This is a genomic window from Arcicella sp. LKC2W, assembly GCF_034931005.1.
Classification (GTDB): domain Bacteria; phylum Bacteroidota; class Bacteroidia; order Cytophagales; family Spirosomataceae; genus Arcicella.
This window is the reverse complement of sequence record NZ_JAYGIN010000023.1, coordinates 16,212-37,992: the sequence shown is the minus strand read 5'-3', so window position 1 is coordinate 37,992 and position 21,781 is coordinate 16,212. Positions and strand designations below refer to the sequence as shown.

5 protein-coding genes are annotated in these 21,781 nt (G+C 36.8%); 4 read left to right on the top strand and 1 reads right to left on the bottom strand.

Annotation, left to right across the window (positions count from 1 at the left end; genetic code table 11):
* Window positions 1-531 precede the first annotated feature (531 nt).
* The 4 genes from VB796_RS18100 to VB796_RS18085 all read left to right on the top strand — a co-directional run bounded on the left by VB796_RS18100 (window position 532) and on the right by VB796_RS18085 (window position 19,066).
* Window positions 532-14,388: an SdrD B-like domain-containing protein gene (locus tag VB796_RS18100; protein WP_323347989.1), complete on the top strand. Its 13,857-nt coding sequence runs from the start codon at window positions 532-534 to the stop codon at window positions 14,386-14,388.
* A gap of 187 nt (window positions 14,389-14,575) precedes the next feature.
* Window positions 14,576-15,574, top strand: coding sequence for a type IX secretion system membrane protein PorP/SprF (locus VB796_RS18095; RefSeq protein ID WP_323347988.1), 999 nt, complete (start codon window positions 14,576-14,578; stop codon window positions 15,572-15,574).
* Between the two features lie 168 nt (window positions 15,575-15,742).
* On the top strand, window positions 15,743-18,268 hold the full coding sequence (locus VB796_RS18090; protein WP_323347987.1) for a carboxypeptidase regulatory-like domain-containing protein: 2,526 nt from the start codon (window positions 15,743-15,745) through the stop codon (window positions 18,266-18,268).
* Between the two features lie 213 nt (window positions 18,269-18,481).
* The gene (locus tag VB796_RS18085) at window positions 18,482-19,066 is read left to right on the top strand and encodes an HD domain-containing protein (RefSeq protein WP_323347986.1); all 585 of its coding nucleotides are present in this window, start codon (window positions 18,482-18,484) and stop codon (window positions 19,064-19,066) included.
* Window positions 19,067-19,144: 78 nt separating this feature from the next.
* Here VB796_RS18085 and VB796_RS18080 read toward each other — a convergent pair whose 3' ends face one another.
* Window positions 19,145-20,890 carry a hypothetical protein gene (locus tag VB796_RS18080; protein ID WP_323347985.1) on the bottom strand — a complete coding sequence of 582 codons (1,746 nt, stop codon included), beginning with the start codon at window positions 20,888-20,890 and terminating at the stop codon, window positions 19,145-19,147.
* Between the last annotated feature and the right edge of the window lie 891 nt (window positions 20,891-21,781).

Sequence of the window (21,781 nt, the reverse complement as noted above, 5' to 3'; positions counted from 1 at the left end):
TATAAAACTTATATTTTTCTTGTCATTCCTTCCTTTACCTTAAAAGGTATCCTGTTTTTGTTGTGTCCAAATTTTTTGGTACATAATAAGCTGTAATTTCCTTTTTATTTTATTAATTATTCAGATTCTATTTAGAAGTCTGCTGGTATTTTTTTGGCATAATTTTCGCTAAACCAGACTATTCTATTTTTGAGCTAACTCGAACAATATGTTTGAGGTATTTAACTATGGAAATGATAGTCCAATATTTTTTAAGTGATTGGGAGTGGTATGTTAAGGTGTTAGTTTTCAATGCTTTATGGGCAGGGTTTTGTTTATTTGTCGTTGCCTATTGAGTGATATTTCTTTTTGGCACAGTTTTGGAGGATTATTTATGGAGTCATTGTACTGTGTTACGATGTCTCGATTGTTTCTTTTGTACCTGAAACCTCTAAAAAGTATTATTTTAACATAGTATTTTGGATACAGAAAAACACCTTAGCCCTAAATATATAATATGTTTAGAACATTAATTTATTAACAAAGCAACAGATGGAAGGAACTTCTACGTTCACTGATGGTGCAAGCAACCAAACGAACCTTACTATTTCATTACAACCTTTAGCAAAGAAAAGTGCTTTTCTTGTAGCTAAAGACTTGTTCAGGAAAGTCAAGAAACTATTTATTCAGGAAGAAATCTCTGAATCATTAGTTGAAACTGTATTTATGAATGAACCAATAAATACAATTCAGCCACAGCCCAATGCAGTGGTTGAATCTGCTATTCCTGCTGTTGTGGTTAAGCAAAAATCACAATTCTCGCATACAAATTATCAATTAAACATACAGCAAATGAATCTTTTTACTTACCTGAGACGAGCGATTACGAGTAGTGAGGAGTCGCTTAGTGGGCAGTTCTTGGAGAAATTTAAGAACTTTCTATCGGTAATAGTCGGTACCGCCCCCGATAATAATGCCCCTCTTGGCTTCGTCAAGCGGGATTTTGGCATTTTATCGCAATTGGGTGGTTCACAACTACTCAGCAGTAAATCATTTAATCATCAGAGTCTGAGAACTTGGATGGGCGTAGTGTTTTTGACGTTGTTTACAGCGTTTGGAGCATTATCTCAGGGAGTTTCATTGACTACTAACCCTGATTTGTCAGTCAAAAAGACGATTGATAATCAGAGTCCTGCTTTGGGAACTGATGTTACTTATACCATTAAAGTAAACAATGCAGGTGCGGCAGCTACGGGTGTCGAACTGACTGATGTTTTGCCTGATGGGGTAACATTCAAATCTGTAAATGTGTCAGGCGTTGGTTCAACATCTAATACTACTGTTGCAGGAGTAACGTCTATTAAATGGAATATTGGCAATGTTAGTGCTTCTGCCGACTTGACGATGACAGTGGTTGCTACGGTTACTTCTCGTGGTCTTTCATTTAATATTGCACAGATTACGAAAGAGAATGAAGTTGACTACGATTCAAGTCCAAATAATAATGACCTCAACGAAGACGACCAAGACGCTGTATGTTTGTCAGTTGCGGATTATTTTTATCAAGGAGATGAGTTTAAAATTGGATTGCCAGTAGGTTATACAAATATTGCTTGGACAATAAAAGTAGGTACAGGTGCTGCAACTGCTATTACAGCAAATACACCAGGTGTATCACTTAATGCTGCAAAAGATACTTTAACAGTTTCAAGTATTACTGCTTATACAGAATTTGCATTTACAGCAACCAATAAAAATTGTCCTGCTACGGGATGTTGTCCAGCGAAATTTATTCCTGGCCCACTTGGTTCAATTAGTGATTATGTATTTAAAGACTATAACGGAGACGGAAAGCAAGATTTAGGAGAGAGTGGAAATATAGGAGTAAAAGTAATTCTTTATAAAGCAGATGGTATTACAAAACTTGATTCCACAATTACAGATAATAATGGTAAATATATATTTGATTCTTTATTAACAGGTACTTATAAGGTTAGATTTGGACTCCTTCCAGGACAATCTTTTTCGCCTTCAAAAGCTGCTGGTACTACTGACATAAATGACAGTGATGCTGGCACAGATGGATTTACATCAGTTATTTCAATTGACGTAGAGAAAACTGGAAAAGACAAAGATAATTTTGATATCGATGCAGGTGTCATCGGTAATGTGGGTTCAATCGGAGATTTTGTATGGCGTGACGATAACTCAAACGGCATTCAAGATTTAGGCGAACCAGGAATTGCAGGTGTAGTTGTTAACTTATATAAAGGAACAGCATTCCAAACATCAATAACAACTGATGTCAATGGTAAATATACTTTCGGTAATTTGACATCGGGTGCATATCAAGTAGAATTTGTAGCGCCTGCACAAAGTAAATTTACTAATGCCAATCAAGGAACAGACGATACAAAGGATAGTGACGTTGGAGCAGCAGGAAAAAGTCAAATTGTTAATATTGACATAACCAAAGCTACAACGGATACACTTCGTAATAATCCACAAATTGATGCGGGTATTATTCCATTGGGTTCTATTGGAGACTATGTTTTCAATGACAATAATAAAGATGGTATCCAAAATGCAGGAGATACTCCAGTAGCAGGCGTAAAAGTTTATTTGTTAGACAAAGACGGAAACAAAATAGACTCTACCGAAACTGGTGTTAATGGAAAATATAATTTCTTCGTTCCATCAGGGGATTACTATGTTCAGTTTACAAAACAACCTGGACAAAGTTACTCACCAACAGGAGCAGGAACTTCATCAACAGATTCAGATGCTGATGTAACAACTGGGAAATCTGGGAAAATCACAATTGATGCTTCTAAACCAGTTGGTGACCCAGCACGTGATAATTCTACGGTTGATGCAGGTTTGATTGGCAACTTAGGTTCAATTGGAGATTTTGTATGGCGTGACGATAACTCGAACGGTATTCAAGATTTAGGAGAACCAGGAATTGCAGGTGTAGTTGTTAACTTATATAAAGGAACAGCTTTCCAAACATCAACAACTACAGATGCCAATGGTATATATAATTTTGGTAATTTGACATCGGGTGCATATCAAGTAGAATTTGTAGCACCAACACAAAGCAAATTTACTAATGCTAATCAAGGCACAAACGATACAAAAGATAGTGATGTTGGAGCAGCAGGAAAAAGTCAAATTATTAATATTGACGTAACTAAAGCCGCAACAGATACACTACGTAATAATCCACAAATTGATGCGGGTATTATTCCATTGGGTTCTATTGGAGACTATGTTTTCAACGATAACAACGGAAATGGTATTCAAGATGCAGGTGATACACCAATCGTAGGTTTAATAGTTACTTTAACTGATAAAAATGGGGTTGTACTTGCATCATATCCAACAGATGCCGATGGTAAATATGAATTTATTGTACCAGCAGGTCAATATATTGTGGTATTTAATAAGCCAGCAGGTTCTACTTTCTCTCCAACGGGAGCAGGTACAACAGCGACTGATTCAGATGCAGGTGCTGATGGTAAATCAGGAATTATTACTATTGATACAACAAAACCAGTTAATGACCCAGCACGTAACAACACCACAATTGATGCAGGTTTAATTCCGAACAAAGGAACTATTGGTGATTATGTTTGGACAGATGCTAATGGTAATAACAAACAAGACGTAGGAGAAACAGGAGTTTCAGGTGTAACGGTAGAGTTATATGATGGAACAGGAACGACAAAGTTAAAATCAACAATAACAGATGCAACTGGTAAATATTTCTTTAATGACTTAGAATCAGGTGCTTATAAAGTGAAATTCATTTTACCTTCTGGTAAAACATTCGTAACGCCAAATACTGGAACAACAACAGAAGATTCAGATGCAGGTGTAGGCGGGTTCTCAGGAGTAATTAATATAGATGTTACAAAACCACTTGGAGACATTGGTCGTAACAACTTGACAATTGACGCAGGTATCAAAGCTGATTGTAATATTAATGCAGGAACATTGGCTACAACAACGCCTAATTTCTGTTTACCAGCAGCAGGTTCAGTAATATTGGAAGCTACAACAGCAACAGCACCAACTGTACCAACAGGATATTCTGTAAAATATGTATTAACACAAGGAACGAATTTAGTAATCCAACAAATTGCAAATGCTCCAACATTCACAGTAAATGCAGCAGGTGATTATACAATTCATACCTTAGTATTTGACAATAACTCAGCTAATGGAAGTTACCTTGATTTATCAACAGTTGTTTTAGGAACGACTAAAGCAAGTGATTTATTAAGTACAATTTCTACGAACAATTTATGTGCTGCATTAGATGCAACAGGTACTAAATTTAAAGTAGGAACAATTCCAGCAGGTCCGCAGGTAGCAGGTGGAACAATTTGTGCGGGTGGTTCTATCACCTTAGGAACTCCAAATGTTAGTGATCCAGTTTATCATTGGTTTAACGTAATAACTGGAGGAACACCATTTGCAACATCGTCATCAGTGACAGTAAGTCCAACTTTTACAACTAATTATTATGTAAGTACATTAGCAAATACGCCTAATGCTTGTGAAAGTTTAAGAACAAAAGTTACCGTAACAGTTAATGCTAAACCAAATAACCCAGTAGCAAAATCATCAATCTCTAATGATTGTACCAGAAATTTGCAAACTGTCAATTTAGCAGATGCTATTACAACAATCCCGACTGGTGCTACAATTGAATGGCACGTATCTAATTCTGTAAATTCAGCAATTGTTACCAATACAACAGCAGTAGGAGCAGGTACATATTATGCTTTTGCAAAATCAACGGCTGGTTGTTATAGTGCAGCAGTAGCAGTAACAGTTATCATTAATTCTTGTGTTTGTGCAGACCCTGCAACAGTGTCAATTGCTCCATTAGCTGCAATTTGTGGTAATACAACAACACCTCCTGTACAATTAAGTGCAACGATTGGTGGTGGTGCTACAAGTGGAACATGGACTTCAAATGGAACTGGAACTTTTGATAATACAGGTAGCTTAACTGCAAAATATTCGCCATCAGCAGGAGACATCGCTAATGGTTCGGTAGAATTAACATTTACAACAAATGACCCAGATGGAACAGATATAAAATGTTCAGCTGCTTCAGCAAAAGTTATTTTAACGATTAAAGCTAAACCACAAGCACCTTATAATTTGAAGTGTGATACGTTGGTATGTTTAGGAGAAAGTAGTAAGTTATTTGCTGTTAGTCAGGGAAATATAGTAAAATGGTATTCGTCTTTAACAAGCAATACTCCTTTGATTGTACTTTCTACTGATGATGAAATACAAGCAGGATTTACCCCAACAGCACCAAATGCCGAAGGAGTTTATACTTACTATGCGGAAGCAACAACACTTGAAGGTTGTATTAGCGAACGTTCTTCGATTTCATTCAGAGTTAAGAAGTGTTTCACAGATTTAGCTGTAATCAAGAAAATTGTTGATGCACCAGATGCACAATCAGCACCATCTTATTTGTTAGGTCAAACAATTACTTACTCGATTGAAGCACAAAATTTAGGAACCGCTAAAGCAACTGATGTTAAAATTGTTGATATTCTTCCAGTAGGAGCAACTTATGTAAGTTCTACCCCTTCAGGAGAATACAATACAACAACAGGAACATGGACAATTGGAGATTTAACGGCTGGTTCTACTAAAGCGTTATTAATCCAAGTGACTTTAGGAAAAGTTGGTTCGGTCGTAAATACTGCTGAGATTTCAGGTTCTAACGAAGACCCAACTAAGAAAGATAACAATATATCAACAGTAACAATCAATGTAATTGACATTGCTGACTTGAGCTTAACAAAAACAGTAAGCAAAACAGAAGTTAATGTTGGAGAGACAGTTGAATACACAATTACGGTATTGAACTCAGGTCCAAATACAGCGACAAATGTTGAAGTAAAAGATAAATTGCCAGCAGGTTTAACCTTTGTGAGTTCATCTACATTAACTGAAAATGCAGGAACATTGACAGGAACAGTAGCAAGTCTTGCTAAGGGAACTTCGACAAACTTTACTTTCAAAGCTAAAGTGATGGCATCAGGTAAAATCAAGAATATGGCAGAAGTTAGTAAGTCTGACCAAAAAGACCCTGACTCAACGCCTAACAATGCTTCTACAAAACCTGACGAAGACGATGATGATAGCGTAGAAATTAATTCTACATTGGTTTGTAATCTTGAGAAACCAACAATTGCTTGTGGATGTACTCAGAAGTCAATTTGTTTAGGTGGTAGTGTAACATTGACAGCAACAGGTTGTGAAAACTCAACTTTTGTATGGAGCAACGGAGACTTAGGAGCAAGCATTACAGTAAGCCCTAAAACAAACCAAACATATACCGTTTATTGTAAGAAAGATGATTGTAAGAGCGAATCTTCAAATGCAGTAGAGGTAAAAGTAATTGTAGTTGATAGTCCATTATTATCAGCGGCACCAAGTAAAATTTGTGCTGGTGAGTCAACAACTTTAACAGCTAAAGGTTGTGGAGGAGTTGTAGAATGGCAAACTTCACCGAAACAGACAGGGCCACAAATTACTGTAAATCCTACCGTTTCAACTACTTACAAAGCAGTTTGTAAAGAATTTGAATGTGTTAGTCCAGAAGCAACCGTTGATGTAATTGTTACGCCAACTCCGAATGCTCCAACAATTGTATGTGCTAAAGGTGAAATTTGCCCAGGTGAAACAATCACTTTAACTGCCATTAATTGTAACGGACAAGTGAAATGGAGTACAGGTCAGGAGACAACAACAATTACTGTCTTCCCAACTACAACTACGAATTATACAGCTACTTGTTCTTTCAAAGGTTGTACAAGTGCAGTGTCAACACCTTATGTATTGACCGTGAAACCAATTGATGTACCAATTATCAAAACGTCAGATTTAATAGTTTGTGTAGGAGGTTCGGCAACATTGACAGCAGAAGGTTGTACAGGAAAAGTAACTTGGTATTATGGAGATAAAAATGAAACAGGTGCTACTATCATTGTAAAACCAACTACAACCACAATATATTATGCTACTTGTAGCTCAACTGTTTGTCATTCAGATAAATCAGCACCAGTAACAGTGCAAGTTGTAAATCCAGCTCCTCCAATTGTGAGTTCGGGTACTTCAACAATTTGTGCAGGTTCATCGGTAGATTTAACAGCAACAGGTTGTGAAAGTGGAATTGTAACATGGTCTGATGGACAAAAAGGTTCAGTAATTACTGTTAAGCCATTAGTATCTACTTCATACACAGCAACTTGTTCAATCGGAACTTGTGTAAGTGAAGCATCAATTAAGAGAAATATTACGGTTACAGATTTTGCTAAACCGACTATCACAGCAGATAAATTAACGGTATGTGTGGGACAGTCGATAACATTAACTGCAAACGGATGTAATGGAACAGTGAAATGGTCAGACGGCGTAACAGGTTCACCAAGAACAATTACACCAACTGCTGACGTGAAATATACAGCAACCTGTGAGTCAACAACTTGTAAGTCTGACAACTCAAATGAATTATCAGTTAAAGTAAATACAGCAGGTCCAGCACCAGTTGTTTCATGTGCTAAAACTGAAATTTGTGCAGGAGAAAGCGTAACATTAACAGCAGCAGGTTGTGAAGGTGGAACAGTAAAATGGTCTGACAACAGTACAGGAACATCAATTACTGTAAAACCAAGTGTAACAACTATTTACACTGCAAAATGTGTAACGAATACTTGTGAAAGCGTTAATTCTAACGAAACTAAAATCACGGTTAATCCAGCAGTTGTGTTGAACTTAACTGCATCAGCAAGTAATGATAAAATTTGTGCAGGTACAGAAGTAACATTAACCTTAGCAGGTTGTACAACAGGTACAGTAACATGGACAGGTGGTTCGACAGGAGCAACTATTAAAGTTAAACCGACAGAAACAACTACTTATACCGCTACTTGTACAGGAGTTGCTTGTGCAAAAGATGCTTCTGCAAGTGTAAAAGTGACTGTATTGCCAGGTGCAACAACACCAAACATTACACCAACAAATACACAGATTTGTGCAGGTGCAGAAGTAACATTGACAGCTAATAATTGTAATGGAACTTTATTATGGAGCAACGGAGCAACAACAGCTACAATCACAGTTAAGCCAAGTATAACAACGATTTATTCAGTACAATGTAAAGTAGAAGGTTGTGGAGAATCTAAAACATCTGAACCTGTAACCGTGAAAGTGGGTACACCAGATGCACCAACGGTGGTATCAACTCCTCCAAGTGTATGTGCAGGTGGTTCAGTAGTATTAACCGCAACAGGTTGTACATCAGGAACAGTAGTTTGGTCGAATGGTAAAACAGGCGTGTCAATTTCTGAAACTGTAAATGCCACAACAACTTACAGTGCAGTATGTAAATTAGGAACTTGCAATAGTCCAGAATCTAATAAAGTAACGGTAACGGTAACAATACCAAGTGTACCAACAATCTCATGTGCAACAAGTACAATATGTGCAGGAAGTACAGTGACATTAGTTGCATCAGGTTGTGAAGGAACTGTGAAATGGTCAGATGGTCAAACAGGAACGATTGTTACAACTGCTCCGACTGTTACAACTGATTATACAGCAACTTGTACAATTGGAACTTGTACATCTGCTCCATCAAGTGTGGCAACAGTTAATGTTGGAAACCCTCCAGCACCACACATTACTTGTAACGCAACGTCAATTTGTCAAGGAATTCAAATTACATTGACAGCATCGGGTTGTGACGGAACAGTAATCTGGAATGATGGTCAAGTAGGAAATGTAATTACAGCAAAACCAAACGCAACAACTAAATACACTGCGATTTGTAAATTCGATAAATGTGAAAGTGGTAAATCAAATGATGTTACAGTTACAGTAGGAGCTGGTCTTAGCACTCCTAAAACTAAAAACTTAACCAATGTTTGTCCATTCTTGACAGTCGATTTAGCATCAGGTGTAACATCAGGTTTATCAGCAGGCGGAACATTTGAATATCATACAGGAGTGTTACCATCATCACCATTGGTATCAAGTCCAAATGCAGTAGGAACAGGAACGTATTATGTATTTGAGAAAACTGCTTCAGGATGCTATTCTGCTCCAGGAGTAATCAATACATATATTAATACAGATTGTACTCCTAAAGATTGTGCTAAAACACCAAGTACAGTAAGTGCAGGAGCAGATGCAACAATTTGTGCAGAGAAAGTCTATAAGTTAAGCGGTACATTCGGTGGTGCAGCAACAAGCGTTACTTGGACAACAACAGGGACAGGTACATTTGATAACCCAATGTTACCAACAGCAACATATCGTTCATCATTGGCAGATGTGTTAGCAGGAACGGTTAAATTGATTGTCACAACCAATGACCCTGACGGAACAGGAACTTGTAAGGCAGCAGCCGACACAATGGTATTGACCATGCAAGGTGTGAAGTTCAAACCATTGGTATCAATTAAAGGTAATTTAACTACTTGTGGAACAGATACAGTAACATTAACAGCAACAGCAGGTAATTACGGATATAAGTGGTTTAAAGTTGGTTCGACAACTGAAATTGCTTCAACAAGAAGTATCACAGTCGCTTCGTCTGGCTCATACTACTTCAAATTAGTAGATGCTAACAAGTGTTGTTCAATTGAGTCAGATACTGCAACGGTTAATTACTTAATTGCCCCTTCTGCTCCAGTAGCAAATAGTGTGAAAATTGATAGAGGAACAACGGTTGACTTGAGCAAATTAGTGGTAAGCAACACGCCAACGGGAGCAACATTAGTATTCAAAACAGGTGCAAATGCAAACTCAACAACGGTAGCTAATCCAAGTGCAGTAGGAGCAGGAATCTATTATGCTTGCTACAAATCAGCACAAGGATGTTTCTCTGGAACAACGAAGATTACAGTTGAGAATAAAGCAGAAGTTACTTCACCAACTGACTCAGATATTGAAATCGTAGTAACTACTGAAAACAATATCGCTCTTGACAGTACCGTGAAAGTAACCATCAAAGTGACAAACAAAGGGCCAGCAACAGCGAAAGGCGTATCAGTGTCATCGCCTATTCCAACTGGATTGACGTTTGTGTCACAAACAGGAGGATTAGTAAGAAACGGAAGTTTATTAAGTGGCTCAATTGATAGCTTAATAAGTGGTGGCGTGAAGATTTATACATGGATTGGTAAAATTTCTGGAACAACAACTTCAGTAACAGTTGGAGCAACAGGAGGATCAAACAACCCAGACCCGAATCCGAACAATAATAACGGTAGCAATCCAGGTGGTTCATCTACGGTTACTGTACCATCTCCAAACTCATCAGACATCGTTGTTACAATTACTACGGATAAAATTAATTATGCAGTAGGAGATACAGTAACTACAACGATTACGGTAAGAAATCTTGGACCTGCAACGGCTAAAAACGTAACAATATCAAGTGCAATACCTGATAAATTAACTTACGTGTCGCAAACAGGTGGTTTAACTAAAACAGGAAGCGTATTAACAGGTAAATTAGATAGTTTAGTTAAAGATGGCGTGAAGGTTTATATCTACAAATCAGTTCTTAACGGAGCAGGCCCAGTAGTAATAGGTGGAACAGGTACATCGAATAACCCAGACCCTAATCCGAACAACAATAACGGAACAGGAACAGGTGGTTCAGTAACGATTAACCCAACTTTACCATCAGGTGCTGATGTAGTTGTAACCATCACAACAGATAAGTCTAATTATGCAGTAGGTGATACCGTAACAACGACAATTACAGTTAAAAACCTTGGGCCACAAACAGCAAAAGGAATTAACGTAAGCTCGACACTTCCTTCAATCTTAGAATACATCGGACAAACTGGTGGATTAGCGAAAGCAGGAAGCGTATTGTCTGCATCACTTGATAGCTTAGGCAAAGACAGTGTGAAAGTTTACACATTCAAAGCTAAAGTAATAGGCAACGGTACAACAACGATTACAGCATCAAGTACAAGTACAACTACCGACCCTAATCCTACTAATAATAGTGGTTCAGGTTCAGGAGGTGCAACAATCGTAGTAGGTTCAACAACGCAAACAGGTGCAGATGTAGTAATTACCATTACAACTGATAAAGCATCATACGCTAAAGGTGAAACGATTACAACAACCATTACAGTTACGAATCTTGGACCACAAACGGCGAAAGGTATTAACATCGCTTCTGTAATTCCAGGTACATTCACTTATGTGTCTCAAACTGGAGGTTTAGTGAAAAATGGTAGCTTGTTAACGGCAACACTTGATAGTTTGATTAAAGGTGGTGTTAAAGTTTATACTTATACAGCTACTTTAAATACAGATGTTGAAACGACCATCGCAGCAGGAGGTACAAGTATCACTGCAGACCCTAACCCAAGTAATAACAACGGTTCGGGAGCTGGTAAAACGATCATTAACGTAGGTAAAGTAGATAATACGGTGGCTGATGTAGCGGTAGTAATAACTTCTGATAAAACAACAGCGAAAGTAGGAGAGAACGTTAACTTCTTGTTGACACTTACTAATAACGGGCCTGCAACGGCTAAACAAGTTGTATTGACAAATGCAATTCCAGCAGGAATGACATTTGTATCAAGCTCAACAGGTCAGACACTTACATCAGGTGCAGTTACAGTAAGTCTTGATTCATTGCTAAAAGGACAAACAAGAACGTATGCTTATGTAGCTACGATGAATGTGAAATCTAATGTAACGAATACGGTATCAGTAAATTCATTGTTAGACAACGTAGGGCCTAATAACTTCTCGTTCGTAACTATCAACGGTGATACAACAACAGTAGTAACACCTCCAGCAGGAACAGGTAAACTTGACTTAGCATTAGCATTTACCGCAGATAAGCAATTAACTGCCTTGAATGACGAAGTAACGTTCACCTTAACAGTGAAAAACAACGGGCCAGCAATAGCGACGAATGTAGTGGTTGACAATTTGTTACCTAAACATTTAAGCTTTGTTTCAGGTGACCCTGCTAAGAACGGTGATACGCTAAGAGTAGCAATTGTTTCAATCCCAGTTGGTTCGTCACAAGTATTTACTTACAAAGCAAAAGTGGCTAAAGATACAATTATCTATAACACTGCTAAGATTACGAAAACAACACCGACAGATTCAATCTTGACGAATAATGTTACAACAGTCGTGTTAGTACCTGCAAACGATACAACTTATGCTGATTTAGGTGTGTTAATTACAGCTAATAAAGCAACTTATAAGAAAGGAGAAAATGTAACATATACCGTAACATTGACAAACAATGGAGCGGGTAAAGCGAAAGATGTGAAATTGTGTAATCCATTACCAAGTGGTTTAACTTATGTGTCAGGAACTGGCGTAGTGAAAGCAGGTGATAGTTTAACAATTGCAGTTGATACAATTAGTAAAGGAAGTACTCGTACATTCACTTATATAACAACGGCATCTAATAGTGGAACGATTGCTAATACAGTGAAAATCTGTAATACAAGCAAGGTTGATTTAATTACCACAAATAACTCAAGTACATCAACTATCACAGTTAGAGACACTTCAGTAACGGTAGATTGTAAACTTGGCTTAGCAATGGCAGTAATTGATACAGCGAAAGTTTCGGAAGGAGTTTATAATGTAACCTACCGTTTGATTGCTAAAAACTTCTGCAAGGATACTTTAAGAAACGTAACCTTAACGAGCAACTTAGCAAGTACATTCAAAACACCAGTAACGTGTGAGATTGTAGGAAAACCAAACACAGGTGTAAGTACAAACTTGATTGTAAATGATGCGTTCAGCAAAACAGATTCAAGCTTAGTGAAAGTGGGTAGCTTCATGTTACCAGGTGCTTCTGACACAGTTAAATATGTAGTAAAAGTTACCTTGAATGGAAATAAAGGACCATTCTTTAGCCAAGCTACGGTAACAGGTGTTAAACCAGATAACACAGTTCTTACTGCAAAATCAAGCGATGGAGCAAATGTTAATGGAACACCAAGCAGAACGGTATTACGCTTTGACTTACCAAATACACGTATCGGTGTAGCGAAAGAAGTGGTGGTAACAGCATTGAAAAATGACTCAACTACCTTCTGGACAGTACCATATAGAATCCGTGTAGTGAACATGGGAGCAACCAATATCACTAAATTGAGCGTGAAAGATAGTCTTGATGCAGTATTCACCGCTAAAGGTGCAGTAATCGTTGGAACTCCAATCCTTATTGCAACACCAGGCTTGAAAGCGAATCCAAACTATACAGGTAAAGGTGCAAATACAGACTTGTTGCTTCCTGAAGAATCAACATTATTGAAAGGTGATACCGCAATCATTGACTTGACAGTAAGAGTTAATACGGCTGGTTCAACAGATGCAGAGAATATCTTTAACAACGTAGCAGTTGGTACTGCAACAGGTACTGATAATGCGACTTACAAAGACATTTCAACAAATGGTAATAATCCAGATTCAAATGGAGACAAAGACCCATCTAATGATAATGTAGCAACGCCAGTACAGTTGAAAAATGTTGTTAATAGCGAAGTTTCGATTGGTTTAGCATTAGCGTCTCAAGTAGATACAATTCCTTTAGCAGATAGCACTTATAACGTAACGTTAATAATGACTGCTAAAAACTATGGAAGAGTTGGTTTAGCTAAGGTTCGTTTATGTACTAATATCGGAAATACGATTGGTCAGCAAGTTGAAGCATGGAAATTAGTTGGAACGCCAAGAGTTGTAAGAGGAAATGCAACCATTAACTCAAACTTTAATGGTAGAGCTGACTCAACGTTGACTAAAACGGATAGTACATTCTTAGCAGTAGGTGACAGTATTGTAGTTGCCTATATGGTAAATGTGAAACGTCCAGTAAATGACACGATATTTACTCAAGGAATTGCCAAGGCAGTAAGTGCTTTAGATTCAACGAAATCAACGTCTGATATTTCAGTAAATGGTATTAATCCTGACCTTAACGGAGACGGTAAACCAGATGAAGCAACACCAACACCGATTATTTTCAAAGGTGCAGTGATATTGTCAGAATTGTTTATTCCACAAGGATTCTCGCCTAACGGTGACGGTACCAATGATAAGTTTGTAATCCAAGGTGTAAATAAAGCTACCGAAAAAGTTGAGTTAATTATCTTCAACCGTTGGGGTGGTGTAGTTTACGCAAGTCAAGATTACGAAAACGACTGGGCTGGAGCAGCTAACCAAGGAGTGAAAGTTGTCGGAGATGGTCAAGGCTTACCAGATGGAACTTACTTCTACTGCGTAACTCGCTCGAATAGAATTACTGGGGAGAAGATTGATACAACTCCGAAAGTAAGATACATGACCATTTCAAGATAGTAATTAAGAGTAAAAACACCTGACAAGCCTAAACGCTTGTCAGGTGTAAATAAAAGGGAAAGTCCATCAAGGAAAGGCGTAGTTTTTATATTTCATAACTCTAAGACAAGATAAATTAGAGTTAAGATTACTGGTGAACTGCCCCTATCCTTACAACAACATTAAAATCATTTAAACATTTTATCACATGAAACTCCAAGGTTTGCTTTCAAGAGTTCGATACATGACAGCACTGGCTTTTGCTACGTTGGCAGGTGTTCAAACCGTTCATGCACAGCAAGAGGTTCAATACTCGCAGTATATGTTCAATATGTTGGCAGTAAACCCTGCGTATGCGGGTAGCAGAGATGTATTGAGTATGACGGGTCTATACCGCCAACAATGGGTAAACATTGACGGTGCTCCAACAACTCAATCTTTCACTATTGATATGCCAATTAAGAAAGAAAAAGTAGGTATTGGCTTACAAGCTTATAACGACCAAATCGGTGTTTTCAAGAATACAGGTGTTTATCTGTCTTATGCTTACCGTGTGAAAGTTTCTCAAAGAACAACCTTGTCGATGGGTGTTCAGGGAGGAGTAACTAACCTTACTGGAAACTTAATTGATGTACAGCGTACATTAAGTGGTACAGATTCTGATGCTGCCTTTTCTGGTAATATCAGTAAATGGTTGCCTAATGCGGGTGTAGGTCTATACTTGAGTAATGACAGAGGTTATATTGGTTTATCTTGTCCAAGCCTTATTCAGAACCGATTGAAAGATGGAGAAGCAACTAAATCGAGTGATTCGGTAGCACGTCAAGAACGCCATTTCTTCTTAATGATGGGTTTTGTATTGCCTTTAGGACGTTCATTAGCCCTGAAGCCATCAATTTTAGCAAAAGCAACTCGTGATGCTGCGGCATTTGACTTTAACCTAAATCTTTGGATTAAAGACCGCATTGCTATTGGTGGTTCATGGAGAACAAACAATAAAGATTTTAATTCTCCTTTCAACAATCTCAATGGTGACGCAGCCATTGGTATGCTTGAAATCCAAGCAACTGACCAATTCCGCTTAGGTTATGCCTATGACTTTATGCTGAATGGGTTGAGAGGTAGACAAGGAGGTTCGCATGAAGTAATGCTTCGTTATGAATTCGGATACCGTAAAGCTAAGATTCTTACACCAAGATATTTTTAAGGTAGAGTATAGAGATTAGATTTTAGAGAATATACAATAGCATTTCAAATAGTTAATGATTTTGGAATAGGTCTATTATTTATTCTTGGTTATCTATACTCTAAAATCTATCATCTAATACAATAACCCCACCCGCCTTAAATAACGTAGTAAAACTTTCTTAATACGATGATTAATTTGAAGAAAACTGGACTAATGCTTGTGCTGGTATTACTGGTAGTTGCTAAGACTTTCTCTCAGTCGATTAAAGACGCTGAGTATGAGTTTAACAAGATGAGCTACCTCAACGCCGCCGAAATGTTTGAGCAGGTTTTGAAAGGAAAACTTTCCGATTCAGAAAAGCAGTCGGCTCGTTTGAAATTGGCGTATGCTTATCGCCAAATTCGTGATACTCAAAACGCTGAACGTGTTTACAGAGAATTAATCAGCGGAGGTTCTGAACTTTCAGGTGATGCCTCGAAAGCATATTTGTATTATGCCCAAGCGTTGGCTTCAAACGGTAAATACAAAGATGCACAAGATGCTTATGAAAAATATTCAAAAGTAGAAGCTGCCGATAAACGTAGTGGAGGTTTTCAGAAACTATACAAAAATGTAGAGTCTTTGAATAAAAATGCTACTTGTTATAAGGTAGATTATCTTTCTATCAATTCTGATAAGGCTGATTTTAGCCCAATGTATTACAAAAATGGTTTGGTTTTCAACTCTGGACGTACCGAAGGCACAGGATTAAAACGTGTTTTCTGTTGGGATAACTCTCGTTTCTTAGATATGTACTATCTAAGCGATGTAAGTCAATTGACTGCCTCAGCCGCTGGTTTGGGTGGTGCTGATGCCAATAAAGCCAAGTCAAGAGGAAATGAAAGTGTTGTTGGTTCTGACGAATATACAGCTCCGACAGCTAACGACACCAGAACAGTAGGTACTTTTGGTGGAACCAATATCTATCAAGGGTATGGTTATACTGAAACGCCAGCGACAAAAACATCTGTATTTAGTAAGTCTTTAAATACAAAGTATCACGAAGGGCCAATGACTTTTACAGGTGATGGCAAAAAGGTGATTTTTACAAGAAACAACTTTAATAACGGTAAATTCAAAACATCTTCTGATAAAATCAATAAGTTGAAAATTTATACAGGAGACGATAAGGGTGTTGGACAATGGGGAAATATTAAGGAAGTTCCATTTAACAGTGACGAATATTCTACGGGACACCCTTCATTGACAAAAGATGATAAGTTGATGTATTTTGTGTCGGATATGCCAGGAGGTTTTGGTGGTACTGACGTTTATGTAGTACAATACAATGGTGGTACTTTTGGAACACCCGTAAATTTAGGCCCAGAAATCAATACCGCAGGAAATGAAATGTTCCCGTATGTTGATGAAAGAGGTAACCTATATTTCTCTTCTGACGGACATCCTGGACTTGGAGATTTAGATATTTTTTACGCACAATTATCGGATGGTTCAAAGTTAAAAGGTAAAATTAAAAACTTAGGAACACCTGTAAATTCAAGCAAAGATGACTTTGGTTTTATTGCAGATGGAGAGCGTAAAATGGGTTATTTGTCGTCAAATCGTAAACGTGGAGGAACAGATGATGATATTTATCGTTTCACTCGTGAATGTGACGAAAAACCTGATTGCCAAGAAATTCAAGTGATTGTTTATGATGTAGAATCTAAAATGCCTTTAGATAATGCAGACGTAGCTATCACCGTAGATGGAAATACTGAAATGAAAAAGACTGATTCTAACGGTACCTTTAAAGTGTGTTTAGAAGAAGGTAAAGATTATGAATTCAAAGCAAGTCGTGAAGGTTATGTGTCAAATACGGTAAATTTCTCTACCAAAACAGAAACAGACCAAACAACACTTGATATTCCATTAGCAAGAGTAAAAGAAGTAGTTGCTGATAGTACCGCAAATGCAGGAAACACAACAATTACTGATGGTTCATCAACCGTTGCAAATACTACTACTGACGGTGGAACTGTTGTAGATGGAGCTACACAAGGTTATCAAGGAACAACAGGAAATGCTATTCCATGCCCAACCACTAAAACAATTCGTGGTCGTGTAACTGCTAATAAAGACAAACGTCCATTAAGCGGTGTTAATGTTACCTTGAAAAACGAATGTGATGGTTCAGTTCAGAGTTTTGTTACTGGCGAAGATGGACGTTATCAATTTGATATTTGTGAAGGTTGTGACTACTCAATTGAAGCTGCTAAAGAGAACTTTGGTTCACGTGGAAACAAAATCAAGAAATTGGGCAAAGGTGGACCGAAAAATATCAATGCTAACTTGAGTATGTTTGAAGAAGGCGACGTTGTAGCAATTGAAAATATCTACTACGATTATGGTAAATGTAATATCCGTGCCGATGCTTCTCGTGAATTAGATAAATTAGCAATCATGTTGAAACGTTATAAAGGTATGAGAGTTGAAATTCGTTCACATACTGATAGCCGTGCTACAACTGAGTTTAACCAAAAAGTATCTGAAGGACGCTCGCAAGCGGTTAAAAAATACTTGGTGAAACGTGGTGTATCAGGTAGCCGTTTAGAGGCATCTGGATATGGAGAATCACAATTATTGAACGAATGTGCCGATGGTGTAGAATGTACAGAAGAACAACATTCAGCAAACCGTCGTACAGAATTCAAAGTCATTCAATTGAAATAGACATTGTGCAGAATAATACAAGCAAAACGCCTCATATCGCAAGATTGAGGCGTTTTTGTTTATGCCAAAAGATGTTTCAATGATTAGATTGTTTAATTTGAATGAAATGCTGTATTAGAGTTGTACCATTTTGAAACAGTAGGACAAGAATTCTTTTTACTGAATAAAATTCACCGTTCTTTTGTGAAAATTATAAAACAAAAAAATAAAAATATGCACTCAGATAAACTTTCAAAACAGATAAATTTCATAAAAGAGATTGATAAAATTAAGTACATTCAACGAAGAACGAAGCTATTTAATAGCAATCGTCATGAAAATGATGCAGAACATAGCTGGCATTTGGCAATGATGGCAATTGTTTTGGCAGAACATTCTAACACACCAATTGATATATTGAAGGTAATTAAAATGGTTTTAATCCATGATATTGTTGAAATTGATACGGGAGATGTATTTTTACATGACACCATTTTGAACCATACCAATACTGAAGCTGAAACAATGGCTGCAAAACGCATATTTGGCATATTACCTCAGGAACAAGCAGAAGAATTAATTAGCATTTGGGAAGAGTTTGAAGCAGGAGAAACCAATGAAGCCAAATTTGCAAAATCAATGGATAGATTTGAGCCTTTATTGCAAAATGCCTCGAATCAAGGAGGTACTTGGGCGGAGTATAACGTGAGCTATGACAAGGTATTTGACACCGCAAAAGGTATTCAAAAAGGTTCTGAAACGATTTGGAATTATACCAATGACCTTTTGAATGAATCTGTTGAACAAGGAATTTTATAAATTATGATGTTATTTTCGCAATACAAATTTTAGTCTATTTATGTAAGAACAGGCTAAAGTCTGTATTGCGAAACCCCACTAAACTTCGTGCAATGTTGAAATAAACTTACTCAAACTATCTTCAGCTACAAGGTTGAGTTTTCTTTTAATTCTCATGCGGGCTTTTTTGACGGCATCGGGCGTAATATTCAAAAGGTTACCCACCTGTTTTGGGCTGAGATTGATTTTAATGTAAGCACACTGACGTAGTTCCAATTGAGTGAGATTAGGAGCAAGTTGACTTAAAATAATAAAAAATTGAGGGTGAACTTGTTCAAAATGAATTTTGAAAGTATCCCATTCGTGTTGATTATCAGTGTTTTGTGAAACAATTTTCAAGATTGTTTTAATATCATTTTCAGAAATATTAGGCATTTCTTTAAGTTTTTCTTCTAATTTATGTTTGATATTGAGCCAAAGAACATTCTTTTGGTCTGCTACCATTGCCATAGAAGTCAATTCTCGGATATTATTATCAATTTCCAACTGCATTTTTTCACGCTTTTGTTCTTCATTTTTAGCCGTTTCGTCTAATAGTTTAATATTTAATTGATTGTTCTTTTGTTCTATATATAGCATTCTGACCACTAAGCCCAATACACAAAATAAAGTTGCCGATAATATCAAATATTGGCGTCTGCTTCCTTCTACACTATCTAATTGCAGTTGTTTTTTTTCTAAGTCAAATCTATGTTGTAAACTCTGGACTTTTTTTACTTTTTCTTTTGAAAAAAGTTTCTCTTTGAGCTTATTATAATTTTTTAGTGCTTCCACACTTTTTTGGTAGTCGCCTAATTTGTAATAGATTTCTGATAAAATATTTTCAATTTCAGATAAGTTTTTCGGATTATCAGTTTTGGCAATCATTTTATGAGCATCTAAAGCATAGGTTAAAGCTGTTGAATAATCTTTGCGAGCAAAATATATTAAGGCAAGTGATTTACTTGTACTTCCCACAAAATCAAAGGCAGGCAAAGCTGCCAAATCTTTTTGAATACTTCTGCTAAGCCGTTCAGCCTCATCTAATCTATTCAGTTTAATGAGAACCTCAACCTTAATTTGTGAAGCTAACGGAGCATAAGAAAGTTTGTTTTTGATACCAATAGGAATTGCTTTTTCTGAGTACTCTAATGCTTCTGATAATTTATTTTCACGTCTTTTAGTTTCCGCCATCGTCAAATACAATAACCATAAAGTGTTTTGATTATTGGTACGTTTAGCAATGCTTGCTCCTCTATTGAATGCTGTGTATGCTTCGCTATAATCTTCAAAATAGGAGTAATATTCCATCAATTGAAAATATATAGTTGGTAAGTATTTATCTGGATTTGTTCTCTCAGAAAATTTCCGAGATTCTGTCAAAATATCGTATGCTTCAATTGTTTCCCCCACAAACAAATAAGCATCTATCAAACTCGTATAAATGGCATAGGTTTCATCATAAAAATCTGTTTCAATAGCCAAACTCAACGCTTTTTTATAAAGTTGTACTGCTTTTTCCTTTTCGTGTAAATGTTCAAGATAGTACCAGCCCAAATTGCGAATTCCTTTTATCTCGCCGAATTCATATTGGTTCAGTTGAGCTTGTTTTATTGCGTTGATTAATAAGTTCAACGCTTTCACTGTATCTGGCGGTGCTAAATGTCGAGCGTATTCAATTGCAGCGTTAATTTTATTGTTTCCTTCAGCTTTTTGATAGACTTGAAACAAACTATCCTTTTTGCTCTGAGCAATTCCAGAGGATGAAAAAAACAAGATAAATGGAATGATTTTTAAGTATTTCATAAATTTTTAATATGGGAAATGCAAGAAGGTTTGGACATTTATCATGTCTGAAGTAAGTTCGATAAATCCGAAATACTTTCCAACAAAAAGCTTAATAATTTAATAATGCTGGAATATAGGATTTAAGTGACTGATAATGAGTTAATTGTGTTCTATTCTGTTCTGTTGTTTTAAGTAATATTTTACCTGTCCTCCTTTTGTCCTCCATCGTTCCCCTAATTGTACCCCTACCAAATATGACATTTAACAGTGAAAGAATATAAATTTGGTCTAACAATCTCTGATAGTTAGGGGGCAAAATTTATTTTACTTAACTGGAAAGTGATTGAGTATGTAGAGTAGCGGTTCTACTTACTAAATTCAATGAAGCGATAGTGTGGCGGCACTATCGCTTGTTTTTATCGAAGATGTTTAAACTTTCGGTATCGTTTGAAAATTTGTTTATTTTAAAGAAGTTCAGAGCTACATTGAAAAAATTTAACTTGCGACATTTAATGAAGACATCTTTAAATAATAGTCAATTTACATGGGTAGCGAAAGTTTAAAAAGTTTCATCCTAAAAATGATGTTTGAAATACTTTAATTTGACGGATATTTCATAGAATAATACTTTTGTTTTAGCGGTCTGACTATCGTCTGACCGAGGTAGAATAAGAATACTCGTTCAGACGATAGTCAGACCGCTAAAACAAGCCAAATTTACCGAGATATAATACTCGTTCAGACGATAGTCAGACCCCTAAAACAAGCCAAATTAAAGTTTTTCAAGCAATAGTTTTCAATACAGTTTGTCTGAATTAAAAAATTAATCTTCCTTTGAACTATATGAAAAAAAGTCCCGACAGTAGAAGTTCAAATTCTATTGAAGGGACTTTAAAATAAACTTTTGAA

Coding starts and splice junctions, on each gene's coding strand:
- VB796_RS18100 (WP_323347989.1), top strand. CDS start 532: ATGGAAGGAACTTCTACGTTCACTGATGGTGCAAGCAACCAAACGAAC.
- VB796_RS18080 (WP_323347985.1), bottom strand. CDS start 20,890: ATGAAATACTTAAAAATCATTCCATTTATCTTGTTTTTTTCATCCTCT.
- VB796_RS18085 (WP_323347986.1), top strand. CDS start 18,482: ATGCACTCAGATAAACTTTCAAAACAGATAAATTTCATAAAAGAGATT.
- VB796_RS18090 (WP_323347987.1), top strand. CDS start 15,743: ATGATTAATTTGAAGAAAACTGGACTAATGCTTGTGCTGGTATTACTG.
- VB796_RS18095 (WP_323347988.1), top strand. CDS start 14,576: ATGAAACTCCAAGGTTTGCTTTCAAGAGTTCGATACATGACAGCACTG.